Origin of the sequence: Streptomyces sp. NPDC056128 (genome assembly GCF_042263835.1) — a bacterium.
Taxonomy (GTDB): domain Bacteria; phylum Actinomycetota; class Actinomycetes; order Streptomycetales; family Streptomycetaceae; genus Streptomyces.
In genome coordinates this window covers 44,663-56,485 of sequence record NZ_JBHJVQ010000034.1, presented here as the reverse complement: position 1 = coordinate 56,485, position 11,823 = coordinate 44,663, and the positions used below count along the sequence as shown (strand labels likewise).

General features: G+C 73.6%; 11 protein-coding genes. 6 read left to right on the top strand and 5 right to left on the bottom strand.

All coding sequences use genetic code 11. The annotated features are described in order from the left end of the window. The first annotated feature begins 10 nt into the window (after positions 1–10). Positions 11–700 carry a TetR/AcrR family transcriptional regulator gene (locus tag ACFC1X_RS35605; protein ID WP_376362245.1) on the top strand — a complete coding sequence of 230 codons (690 nt, stop codon included), beginning with the start codon at positions 11–13 and terminating at the stop codon, positions 698–700. A gap of 355 nt (positions 701–1,055) precedes the next feature. After that, positions 1,056–1,898, top strand: a complete 843-nt coding sequence (locus ACFC1X_RS35600) for a hypothetical protein (RefSeq protein WP_376362324.1) — start codon at positions 1,056–1,058, stop codon at positions 1,896–1,898. Between the two features lie 139 nt (positions 1,899–2,037). On the opposite strand, the gene ACFC1X_RS35595 is transcribed toward ACFC1X_RS35600, so the two are convergent. Then, entirely contained in the window at positions 2,038–2,481 is a 444-nt protein-coding gene (locus tag ACFC1X_RS35595; protein ID WP_376362242.1) for a DUF6299 family protein, read from the bottom strand. A gap of 244 nt (positions 2,482–2,725) precedes the next feature. On the opposite strand from ACFC1X_RS35595, the gene ACFC1X_RS35590 reads away from it, so the two are divergent. Continuing rightward, entirely contained in the window at positions 2,726–2,932 is a 207-nt protein-coding gene (locus ACFC1X_RS35590; protein ID WP_376362239.1) for a DUF5999 family protein, read from the top strand. Between the two features lie 54 nt (positions 2,933–2,986). Here the strand turns inward: ACFC1X_RS35590 and ACFC1X_RS35585 are convergent, their stop codons facing one another. The 3 genes from ACFC1X_RS35585 to ACFC1X_RS35575 form a co-directional block, all read right to left on the bottom strand. Further along, positions 2,987–3,814, bottom strand: coding sequence for an alpha/beta fold hydrolase (locus ACFC1X_RS35585; protein WP_376362237.1), 828 nt, complete (start codon positions 3,812–3,814; stop codon positions 2,987–2,989). A 243-nt stretch (positions 3,815–4,057) separates the two neighbouring features. Beyond that, positions 4,058–4,456 (bottom strand): RidA family protein, encoded by a 399-nt coding sequence (locus ACFC1X_RS35580; protein ID WP_376362234.1) that lies wholly within the window; start codon positions 4,454–4,456, stop codon positions 4,058–4,060. Continuing rightward, positions 4,453–5,877 (bottom strand): acyl-CoA dehydrogenase family protein, encoded by a 1,425-nt coding sequence (locus ACFC1X_RS35575; protein ID WP_376362231.1) that lies wholly within the window; start codon positions 5,875–5,877, stop codon positions 4,453–4,455. The genes ACFC1X_RS35580 and ACFC1X_RS35575 overlap by 4 nt, the downstream gene beginning before the upstream one ends. Positions 5,878–5,942: 65 nt before the next feature. On the opposite strand from ACFC1X_RS35575, the gene ACFC1X_RS35570 reads away from it, so the two are divergent. The 3 genes from ACFC1X_RS35570 (at position 5,943) to ACFC1X_RS35560 (ending at position 9,453) form a co-directional block, all read left to right on the top strand. Next, the gene (locus ACFC1X_RS35570) at positions 5,943–7,631 is read left to right on the top strand and encodes an AMP-binding protein (RefSeq protein WP_376362321.1); all 1,689 of its coding nucleotides are present in this window, start codon (positions 5,943–5,945) and stop codon (positions 7,629–7,631) included. After that, positions 7,628–8,473, top strand: a complete 846-nt coding sequence (locus ACFC1X_RS35565; protein WP_376362228.1) for a PaaX family transcriptional regulator C-terminal domain-containing protein — start codon at positions 7,628–7,630, stop codon at positions 8,471–8,473. Before ACFC1X_RS35570 ends, ACFC1X_RS35565 begins: the two co-directional genes overlap by 4 nt. 83 nt (positions 8,474–8,556) lie before the next feature. Continuing rightward, positions 8,557–9,453, top strand: a complete 897-nt coding sequence (locus ACFC1X_RS35560; protein WP_376362225.1) for a sulfotransferase — start codon at positions 8,557–8,559, stop codon at positions 9,451–9,453. Here the strand turns inward: ACFC1X_RS35560 and ACFC1X_RS35555 are convergent. Beyond that, positions 9,441–11,822: a bifunctional salicylyl-CoA 5-hydroxylase/oxidoreductase gene (locus tag ACFC1X_RS35555; protein ID WP_376362222.1), complete on the bottom strand. Its 2,382-nt coding sequence runs from the start codon at positions 11,820–11,822 to the stop codon at positions 9,441–9,443. The genes ACFC1X_RS35560 and ACFC1X_RS35555 overlap by 13 nt on opposite strands. Between the last annotated feature and the right edge of the window lies 1 nt (position 11,823).

Below are 11,823 nucleotides of genomic sequence, written 5' to 3'. Positions count from 1 at the left end.
GGTGATGGGCATGGGAGACGACACGGCAACACGCACCCGCACCCGTAACCGCCGTGGGCAGGGCGCCCGCCTGCGCGACGACATCGTGCGGGCCGCGGTGGACCTGCTCGACGAGACCGGCGACGAGAGGGCCGTCACCCTGCGCTCGGTGGCCCGTCGGGTCGGGATCGCCGCCCCTTCGATCTACCGGCACTTCCCGGACCAGCCGGCCATCATGCTGGCCGTGGTGCGCAACGACTTCGCGGCCCTGGAGGCAGACCTGCGCCACGCGGTGAACGCCGCGGGCGGCTCGCCCCGGGAGCGGCTGACCGCCCTGTGCCGGGGCTATCTGGACTTCGCCGCGGTCCGCCCGGGGCGCTACCGGACGATGTTCGGGGGGATCTGGATGCCGGACCCCGAGCAGGGCTCGGTCGGCGCGGAGGATCTCGCGGCGCTCGGCCGGGCGAGCATGCGACTGCTCGCCGAGGCCCTGGGGGACTGTGCCGACGAGGGCTCCGCAACCAGCACCGACGTGGCCGCCGACGCGGTCGCGCTCTGGCTCGGCCTGCACGGCCTCGCCCACCAGCGGGCCGCGGCCCCGTCGTTCCCCTGGCCCCCGGACATCGCCGAGCGCCTCATCGGCTCACTGGCGCACCTCACCGGGGAGGCAGCCTCACCCGCCGCGACCGCCGACAAGCGCGCGGGGACCGAGCCGGTGTGAATTCGGGATTGGGTAAGTATCGCAGAAATCGTTCACTCGACTGCCGCGCATCCGACGGAGTAGGCAGACGTTACTTCGGATATGACCGAGGAACACGGGGAATTGACGGCGCTCGGCCCGTACACCTACAGGCCCGGCAAAGATCACTTTCCGTCACCGAGTGACGGAACCCTGACCAGAGGCGGGCACCCCGTTCCTCTCCGGGTGACCGAACCGGTCCTGCAACGCTTCCTGGACGTCATGACGGAACTGGAGACCGGCCTCGCCGAGCGCTGGGGCAGGGCGCAGTCCTCCCTGACGTGCCCCCGGGCGGAGTGACCGGCGCGTCGTGCACGAAGAACACACCTACCCGCACATGCCGTACGGCGAAGGCTCGTTCGGCACCATGGGCACCGGGCGGCACCGGGCGCCCGAGGAAGCCTTCCGGGAAACCCTCGTCCCGCCCGAACCCGGCTGGGACCCGGCCGAGGAACTCGCGTTCCTGCTCCAGGACGCGGTGGAGCAGCAACCCGCCGTCCCGTACGCCACGGACACCTCGGCGATCTCTCCGGTGCCGGGCACGCCGCTGAGCAATCTGCAGGAAATCACCGCGGAACTGCCCCCGTTGAGAGACGCGCCCACCAGTCACCGCCGCGTCCGCCGCCCGAAGGTGAGCCGGCTGCGCGCCGCGAGCCTGTTCGTGGCGGCGCTGGCCGCGGTGATCGCGGCCTCCGTCAGCCTGTTCGGCGGCATGGTGGCCTACGAGCCGCTGCGGCTGGCCGCCGTCACGCGTACGCGCGGCAGCGTCGTGTCCTGGTGGCCGCTGCTGGTCTACGGGCCCTGGCTGGTGGCGTCGCTGGCGGTGCTGCGGTCGGCCCTGCACCAGCGCCGCGCGGTCCACTCCTGGGCCGTCGTCCTGCTGTTCTCGGCCATCGCGATGCTGCTGTGCGTCGCGGAGGCGCCGCGCACGGTCAACGACGGGGCCGCCGCGGCGCTGCCGGGTCTCGCCTCGCTGGTCTGCTTCCAGCAGATCGTCCGGCAGATCACGCTCACCCGGCCGCCCCGGCGGGCGGTGCCGCGCCACCGGCAGCGGGCGGCGGCCGCGCCGGGCGACGAGGCGGCGGACACGGCGGGTCAGGACCCGGTGTCCCTTCCGCAGCAGCGGCAGAGCACCCAGCGCGCACCGCGGCCCGGCACGGGCCCCAAGAAGCGAACATGACGCTGTGTGACTGATCACGGGGACTGAAACAGCGCTTCCGAAAGGCGCGAAAGGCGCCCAATTTCTCCCCGCCGCCTGCCGGAGAACGAATGCGTAATTCTTTCTCCGGGAAGTGGTGGAGGAATTGGGCGCCGTCCGCTCAGCCCGCCACCAGCTTCACGTCCTGGTCCTTCCGCGCGTGGAAGCTCGGCAGCGGCAGGCCGCTCGTGGTCCGCAGCTCCATCAGCGTCGCCTCGACGTGGGCCTTGCCGGGCTTGAACGCGTCGGCGGAGGGCGTGCCCGTGTTGACCCAGCGGTGCTCCTCGCCGTCGCAGACCGCGCGGGTGCCGCCGATGCCGTGGCGGACGGACGAGTCGCCCTGACGCAGCGAGGAGCTGACGAAGACGGCGCCGGTGGCGTCGGTGCAGCGGTAGGTGCCGGAGAGGGTGACGGTGCCGTCGGCGGCGACGCGGCCGGTCCGGTCGACCGTCACGGACTCCGTGACGAGCTGGGTGTCGGCGGGTGCCGCCGTCGCGGCGGGGGCGGCCTGCAGGAACAGGGCGGCGCCGGCGGCCGCGGCGAGGACCGCGGATCGTACGGGCATGGGGGGACCTCCCGATCGGTCGGAATGGGGTGTTCCACTGGTACCGGGCGGACGGGCCGGTGCCGGTGACCGTCACCCCTTCGGTGGCGAGTCCGCGTCGGCCGCCGTCCGTGAACCGTCGCCGGGTTGTCCGGGTGTTGTCACGCTTGTCGCCCGGGTCTTGGCGATGAGTTCCCGGCGGGCGCACGGTCTGTTCATGCGACGGTCCCGACGACGGGACGGTCTCCCGACGTGGAGGTGCGCCATGTGTACCCACCGGTCTTCCTGCCTCGCGGCCGGCTCCCCTGCCGACTCCGTCGCCGCGCACATCGTCGCCGCCCACCCGGAGCAGGGGTGGAACCTGCTGTGCGACGGCACGATCGTCTTCGACGACACCGGTGAGCTGCGGCCCGACGGCCGGGTGGTCGCGCCGCGCCGGATGCCCGCCGGGCGCCTGGCGATGGCGGCCTGAGCCCGACCGTCCGCCGGGTGCCGCTCAGCGTTTCCCGGCTCAGCGTTTCTCGGCTCAGCGTTTCTCGGCGATGAACTCCCGCAGCAGGGAGGCGAGCAGCTCCGGCTGGTCCTCGGGGATCAGCGTCCGGGCGTCCTCCACCTCCACCAGCCGCCCCTGCGGGAGGAGTTCGGCCAGGCGCCGGCCGTGGGCGCGGGGCATCATCAGGTCCTCGGTCGCCCAGACGACGAGCGCGGGCCGGTCGAACCTCCGCAACCCCTGGGCGGCTTCCAGCAGTTCGTCGCCGCGGACGTGGGTGTTGTAGTGCCGGAAGTCGCGGCGGATCGCCGGATCGGTGCGCAGGGGGCGCAGCCAGCCGTCGACGACCGCGTCCGGCACGGGCCGCTTGGTGAGGGCGCCGATACCGACGGGGAGGCGGCGCAGCGGCTTCAGGCCCAGGGTGCGGACCAGCAGGGGCACGCCGCCTGGCAGCCGGCAGGCGACGCCGATCAGCTTTCCCGGCAGTCCCGGCGGGTAGTTGTCGAACGCCTCGCACGCGACGAGCGCCAGCCGTGCCAGCCGCTCCGGGTGCCGGGCCGCCACCGTCTGGGCGCGTCCGCAGTCGTTCTCGACCAGGGTCACGTCGGTCAGGTCGAGGCGGCCGAGGAACTCCGCGATCAGTTCGTTGACGAGGTCCGGCGTGGGCGGCCGGGTCAGCGGCCGCCGGTGGGAGCCGTAGGGCAGGGTCGGCGCGATCACCCGGTGGTCGGCGCGCAGGTCGGCGAGGACCCCGCGCCAGACGGTCGCGTCGTGGACGAGACCGTGGAGGAGCACGACGACCGGGCCGTCCCCGCCGGTGTCCTCGTACTCGATGGTCCCCGCGCTCAGTTCGATGTCCGGCATGCCGGAACTCTAGGGCCTGTCGGCGGATCAGGTCGCAGGAAAGCCGCAGCGCCTCATCGACGCCGGTGAGTGGGGTCTGGTGCGTGCAGCTGCAAGGCGGAGGAGGGCGACAGGGCGGAGCCCTGGCAACCGACGACAACGCCGCAGATGTGCGTGCCAGACCCCACGTCTGCGGCATGGTCCGCCGACAGGCCCTAGGGACGGACGCGCCCTTCGCGGCAGAGGGCACTGGGGCACTGGGTTTTACGGCAGTACGGCGAAGCCGTCGAGTTCCACCATCGCTCGTTCGTCCCAGAGGCGTACGACCTCCACGACCGCCATCGCCGGGTAGTCGCGGCCGGCCAGTCGGCGCCAGGTGCGGCCGAGGTCGGCGGCGTGGGTGCGGTAGGCGGCGACGTCGGTGGCGTAGACGGTGACGCGGGCGAGGTCGGCGGGGGTGCCGCCGGCGGCTCGCAGGGCGGTCAGGAGGTTGCTGAGGGCCTGTTCGAACTGGGCGGGGAGGGTGTCGCCGGTGACCTTGCCGTCGGTGTCCAGGGCGGTCTGGCCGGCCAGGAACACGACGCGGGTGCCGGTGGCGACGACGGCGTGGGAGAAGCCGGTGGGCGGGGAGAGTTCGGGCGGGTTCACCCGTTCGGCGGTCATGTACCGGCCTCCTCGGTCGTCGTGTCGTGCGTGCGGTACAGCTCCTTGGCGATGATGCCGCGCTGCACCTCGCTCGCGCCCTCGTAGACGCGGGGGGCGCGCACCTCGCGGTAGAGGTGTTCGAGGAGGTGGCCGCGGCGCAGGGCGCGGGCGCCGTGCAGCTGGACGGCCCGGTCGACGACGTACTGGGCGGTCTCGGTGGCGAGGAGCTTCGCCATCGCCGCGCGCCGCGGGACGTCCGGGGCGCCCTGGTCGTACGCCGTCGCCGCCGCGTACACCATCAGGCGGGCGGCCTCGGTGCGCAGGGACATCTCGGCGACCTGGTGGGCGACGGTCTGGAGGTCGCGCAGCTTGCCGCCGAAGGCGTCGCGGGCGGTGGTGTGCGCGACGGTGGCGTCGAGGGCGGCCTGCGCCATGCCGACGGCGAAGGCACCGACGCTGGGCCGGAACAGGTTGAGGGTGTCCATCGCGACCCGGAAGCCACGGTCCGGCTCGCCGAGCACGTCGTCCGCGGTGACGGGCACGGCGTCGAAGACGAGGGCGCCGATGGGGTGCGGCGAGAGCATGTCGAGCGGGCTGCCGGAGAGGCCGGGCCGGTCGGCGGGCACGAGGAAGGCGGTCACGCCGCGGGCGCCGGCGCCGGGCGTGGTGCGGGCGAAGACGGTGTAGAAGTCGGCCTCGGGCGCGTTGGAGATCCAGCACTTCTCGCCGGTGAGCCGCCAGCCGGAGCCACCGTCGGGATCGGCGCCCAGAGCGACGGGGTCCGACGGGGCGCCGGCCGCTCCCGCGCGGTCGCCGGGGGCGGGCAGCATCGCGTCGTCCTCGGCGGCCGGTGTCACCGCGTCCCGGCCGGGCGGAGTCGCCCCCGTGCCGTGTCCGGCGTCGGACCGGGCCCGGACGGTGCCGGTGCCCTCGGTGGCCCAGGCGGACTCGGCCGACGGGGCCGTGCTCGTGCCGCTCCCCGTGGCCTCCCCCGCCGGGGCCCCGCGCTCCCCCGCGGCGGGCCGCGACGCGGCCGGGGCCGCCGTGAGGGACAGGGCCGCCGCGTCCGAGCCCGCGTCGGGCTCGCTGAGGGCGAAGGCGGCGACCGCCGTGCCGGAGACGACGCCGGGGAGCCAGCGGGCGCGTTGGGCCTCGGTGCCGTGGGCGTGCACCGGGTGGGCGCCGAGGCCCTGGAGGGCGAGGGCGGTCTCGGCCTCCGTGCAGGCGTGGGCGAGGGACTCGCGCATCAGGCACAGGTCGAGCGCGCCCGAGGTGAACAGGCGGGAGATCAGGCCGAGCGCGCCGAGTTCGGCGACGAGGGCGCGGTTGACGTGGCCGGGCTCCCCCTTGTCCGCCAACGGACGCAGCCGTTCGGCGGCCAGGGCGCGCAGTTCCTCGCACCAGGTGAGCTGTGCCGGTTCGAGCGAGAATGCGGTCATCGCCGGTCCTTCCGCTGCTCCGCTGCGGCCGCTGGGTCCCACCCGAGGTTATCGCGCCCCGTTGACTGTCGTCACCAACGCGATACGCTCGATGCGCGTGCCCACCACGACAAAGGGGGCGAACCGCCATGGCAGCTCCGCACCACGCGGAACCGAGCCGCTCCGCCCACGTCGACACCTTCGCGCGCGAGCACCTGCCACCCCCCGACCAGTGGCCGCAGCTCCGCTTCGACCTGCCGGAGCTGCGCTATCCCGCGCGGCTGAACTGCGCCGCCGAGCTGCTCGCCGGCCCGCCCGGCGACCGCCCGGTCTTCCGCACCGCCACCGGGGACACCTGGAGCTACGGCCTGCTGCGGGACCGCGTCGACCGGATCGCCCACGCGCTCACCGGCGAGCTGGGCGTCGTACCGGGCAACCGGGTGCTGCTGCGCGGCCCCACCACGCCCTGGCTGGCCGCCTGCTGGCTGGCGGTGCTGAAGGCGGGCGCGGTGGCGGTCACCGTGCTGGCCCAGCAGCGCCCGCACGAGCTGGGCGCGATCTGCGAGATCGCCCGGGTGCGGCACGCCCTGTGCGACGTGCGGTCCGTCGACGACCTCGCCAAGGCGGAGATCCCCGGACTGCGGATCACGACGTACGGCGGGGACGCCCCCGACGACCTGCTGGCCCGCACGGCGGCGGACACGGCGCCCGACACGCCGTACCCGGCCGTGGACACCGCGGCGGACGACGTGGCGCTGATCGCCTTCACCTCGGGCACCACCGGCCGCCCCAAGGGCTGCATGCACTTCCACCGTGACGTGCTGGCGATCGCCGACACCTTCTCCCGGCACGTGCTCAAGCCGGACCCGGACGACGTGTTCGCGGGCAGCCCGCCGCTCGGCTTCACCTTCGGGCTCGGCGGGCTGGTGATCTTCCCGATGCGGGCGGGCGCGAGCGCGCTGCTGCTCGAACAGGCGGGCCCCAGGCAGCTGTTGCCGGCCGTCGCCGAGCACCGGGTGTCGGTGCTGTTCACCGCGCCGACGGCGTACCGCGCGATGCTCGACGAGCTGGACGGGTACGACGTGTCGAGTCTCAGGCGGTGCGTCTCGGCGGGCGAGAACCTGCCCGCGGCCACCTGGCAGGCCTGGTACGAGCACACCGGCCTGCGCGTCATCAACGGCATCGGCGCCACCGAGCTGCTGCACATCTTCGTCTCCGCCGCCGACGGCGCCATCAGACCGGGCACGACGGGCGTCCCGGTGCCGGGCTGGCACGCGCGCGTGCAGGACGCCTCCGGCGCGCCGGTGCCCGACGGGGAGCCGGGACTGCTGGCCGTGCGCGGGCCGGTGGGCTGCCGGTATCTCGCCGACCCGCGGCAGCGGGAGTACGTGCGCGACGGCTGGAACATCACCGGGGACACGTATGTGCGCGAGCCCGACGGCTACTTCCGGTACGTGGCCCGGGCCGACGACATGATCATCTCCGCCGGGTACAACATCGCGGGACCGGAGGTCGAGGACGCGCTGCTGCGGCATCCGGACGTCGTGGAGGCGGCCGTGGTGGGCCGCCCCGACAGCCGTCGCGGGCAGATCGTGGTGGCCCACGCCGTACTCAAGGAGGGCGCCGTTCGGGACGCCGAGGCGCTGCGCACCTTCCTGCGGGAGGAGCTGGCGCCGTACAAGTGCCCGCGGGAGATCGTCTTCCTGGACGCGCTGCCGCGCACGGCGACCGGCAAGCTCCAGCGGTACCGCCTCCTGTCCGACGACATAAGATGATCAACGTGTACGACCAGCACGCGCAGCACGCCCCGAGGTCCCTCATCGTCACGCTCTACGGCGCCTACGGCCGTTTCGCGCCGGGTCCGGTGCCCGTCGCGGAGCTGATCCGGCTGCTGGGTGCGGTCGCGGTGGACGCCCCCTCCGTGCGCTCGTCGGTGTCCCGGCTGAAACGGCGCGGGCTGCTGCTGCCCGCCCGGACCGCCGAGGGCGCGGCGGGCTACGAACTGTCCCCCCAGGCACGCCAGTTGCTGGACGACGGCGACCGGCGCATCTACGCCACGACCCCGCACGACGACGAGGGCTGGGTGCTCGCCGTGTTCTCCGTGCCGGAGTCGGAGCGGCAGAAGCGGCACGTCCTGCGCTCCCGGCTGGCCGGTCTCGGCTTCGGCAGCGCGGCCCCCGGCGTGTGGATCGCCCCGGCCCGGCTGTACGAGGAGACGCGGCACACGCTGGGCCGGCTGGACCTGGACTCCTACGTGGACTTCTTCCGCGGCGAGCACCTGGGTTTCACGCCGACCGCGGAGGCCGTGGCGCGCTGGTGGGACCTGGCCGCGATCGCCAAGGAGCACGAGGCGTTCCTCGACCGCCACGCGCGCGTACTGCGCCACTGGGAGGGCCGGGCGGACACTCCGCCGGAGGATGCCTACCGCGACTACCTCCTCGCCCTGGACTCCTGGCGCCACCTCCCCTACACGGACCCGGGGCTGCCTGCCCGGCTGCTGCCCGCGGACTGGCCCGGCACGCAGTCGGCCGCCGTCTTCCGCGCCCTGCACGAACGGCTGCGCGACGCGGGCGCCCGCTTCGCGGCACTCGGAGCATCAACCAGCCCCGAGGAGTGACCCGCGTCACACTTTTCCGGGATCAGGGAACCCTCAGCCTCCTCAGACCCTCTTCTCAGGTTTCTCACCTACCGTGCGGACGCATGAGTCTCGCGCGCAACTTGAACCGGGCCCTCACCGTCACCACCGGCCTCCAGGTGCGGAGAGCACCCCAGGCCGTGAAGGGGAAGGAGAAATCCGCCGCGCCGAAACCGGCGGCGGCACGCCCCGCGGCCGCCTACCGATGTCCGTCCTCCGAGGAACTTCCCACCGAGCGGCTGCTGCGGCGGCCCGTCTTCATCATCTCGTCCATCCGTTCCGGCTCCACCCTGCTGCGCATGATGCTGGGCGCCCACCCGCGGCTGCACGCCCCGCACGAACTGCACATAGGCAGGCTTGAGGTCGTCTGCACCAACTGGTTCTCCGAACGCGCGATGGGCGCCCTCGACCTGAAGCGCGGCGACCTGGAGCACCTGCTCTGGGACCGTGTCCTGCACCGCGAACTGGCCAGGTCCGGCAAGGACTTCGTGGTCGAGAAGACCCCGGCCAACGTCTACATGTACCGGCGCCTCAAGGACTGCTGGCCCGACGCGCGCTTCGTCTTCCTGCTGCGCCACCCCGTGTCGGTCGCCCGCTCCTGGCACGAGACCGACCCCGTCAAGCGGCCGTACGACACGGCCGTCACCGACGTGCTCAAGTATCTGACGGCCGTCGAGGAGGCCCGCGTGGCGGACGCCGAGGGCTTCACCGTGCGCTACGAGGACATCACCGACGACCCGGGGCGCGAGATGCGCCGCCTGTGCGCGTTCCTCGGCGTCGACTACGCCCCGGCCATGCTGGACTACGGCAGGAAGAGCGGCGGCGAGCTGGTCAGGGGGCTCGGCGACTGGCGGGACAACATCCGCACCGGCACCGTGCAGCCGGGCCGCGCGCTGCCCGCCGCGGACGAGATCCCGGAGCCGCTGCGCCCGGTCTGCGAGGCCTGGGGCTACACCTCCTGAGGCCCGCCGTGCAGCGTGAGCCGGGGCCTCGGGGCGTCGGTGCGTCCGGTGCGCGGCGGACGGCTGCCCGCCCGGTACGGCGCCGGCCAGACCGCCCCCGGGCCCTCGTACCCCTGCTCGGCCGCGGCGTGCAGCGTCCAGTGCGGGTCGTAGAGGTGCGGGCGGGCGAGGGCGCACAGGTCGGTGCGCCCGGCCAGGATCAGTGAGTTGACGTCGTCCCAGGAGGAGATCGCGCCGACCGCGATCACCGGGACGCCCGCCTCGTGGCGGATGCGGTCGGCGTACGGCGTCTGGTACGACCGCCCGAACTCGGGCCGTTCGTCGGACACGACCTGCCCCGTGGACACGTCGACGGCGTCCACGCCGTGCGCCGCGAAGGCGCGGGCGATCGCCACGGCCTCCTCGGCACCGGTGCCGCCCTCGGCCCAGTCGGTGGCGGAGACGCGCACGGTCATGGGCCGCTCCCCGGGCCACGCCTCGCGTACGGCGTCGAACACCTCCAGCGGGAAGCGGAGCCGCTTCTCCAGTGAGCCGCCGTAGGCGTCGGTGCGCCGGTTGGTGAGCGGGGAGAGGAAGCCGGAGAGCAGGTAGCCGTGGGCGCAGTGCAGTTCGAGCAGGTCGAAGCCGGCCCGGGCGGCGCGTGTCGCGGCGGAGGTGAACTGCTCGCGGATGTCCGTCAGTTGTGCCCGGGACAGCTCGCGGGGCGTCTGGCCGCCCGGCCTGTACGGCAGCGCGGAGGGCGCCACCAGGGGCCAGTTGCCCTCGGGCAGCGGTTCGTCCATGCCCTCCCACATCAGCCGGGTCGAGCCCTTGCGTCCGCTGTGGCCGAGCTGCACGCCGATCGCGGTGCCCGGCGCGCTCGCGTGCACGAAGTCGGTGATCCGCCGCCACGCCTCGCCCTGCCGGCCGGTGTAGAGGCCCGCGCAGCCGGGGGTGATGCGGCCCTCGGCGCTGACGCACACCATCTCCGTCATCACCAGGCCGGCGCCGCCGAGGGCGCGGGCGCCCAGGTGGACCAGGTGGAAGTCGCCGGGGACGCCGTCGACGGCGGAGTACATGTCCATCGGGGAGACCACGACGCGGTTGCGCAGGGTCAGGTCGCGCAGCCGGAACGGGGTGAACATCGGGGGCGTGCCGGGCGGGCAGCCGAACTCGCGCTCCACGGAACCGGTGAACCCCGCGTCGCGCAGCCGCAGGTTGTCGTGGGTGACCCGGCGGCTGCGGGTGAGCAGGTTGAAGGCGAACTGGCGGGGCGGCTGGTCGACGTAGCGGGCCAGGTCCTCGAACCACTCCAGGCTGGCCTTGGCCGCGCGCTGGGTCGAGGCGACGACGGGGCGCCGCTCCTCCTCGTAGGCGGCCAGGGCCTCGGCGAGGGAGGGCTGCTCCTCCAGGCAGGCGGCCAGCGCGAGGGCGTCCTCCACGGCGAGCTTCGTGCCGGAGCCGATGGAGAAGTGCGCGGTGTGGGCGGCGTCGCCGAGCAGGACGGTGTTGCCGTGCGACCAGCGTTCGTTGACGACGGTGCGGAAGGTGGTCCACGCGGAGTTGTTGGAGCGCAGCGGGTTGCCCCCGAGGGCGTCGGCGAAGATCTTGGCGCAGCGGGCGGTGGACTCCGCCTCGTCGAGTTCGTCGAAGCCGGCCGCCCGCCAGACCTCCTCGCGCATCTCCACGATGACCGTCGAGGCGTCGGCCGCGTAGGGGTAGCCGTGCAGTTGCATCACGCCGTGCTCGGTCTCGGCGATCTCGAAGCGGAAGGCGTCGAAGGCGAAGTCGGCGGCCAGCCAGATGTAGCGGCAGCGGTGGCTCGTGAGGTGGGGGCGGAAGACGTCTCGGAAGGCCTCGCGGGTGGCGCTGTGCACGCCGTCGGCGGCGACGACGAGGTCGTACGTCCGCGCCAGCTCGGCGGGGTCCGGGGCCTCGGCCTGGAAGCGGAGGTCGACGCCGAGGGCGTGGCAGCGGTCGTGCAGGATCTCCAGGAGGCGGCGGCGGCCGAGGGCGGCGAACCGGTGTCCTCCGGAGGTGTGGCGGGTGGCTCGGTGGACGATGTCGATGTCGTCCCAGCGGACGAAGTGGGTCTTCAGGGCCGCGTAGACGACCGCGTCGGCGTGTTCGATGCCGCCGAGGGTTTCGTCGGAGAGGACGACTCCGAAGCCGAAGGTGTCGTCGGGGGCGTTGCGTTCGTAGACGGTGACCTGGCGGTGGGGGGCGAGGCGTTTGAGGAGGGCGGCGGTGTAGAGGCCGCCGGGGCCTCCGCCGACGATCGCTATCCGGAGGGGGTGGCTTGTCGTCGTCGGCAACTGCGGGTGCGTCGTGGCTGGTCGCGCAGTTCCCCGCGCCCCTTGGGTTGGCATACTCCCCTGCGCCGAGAACATC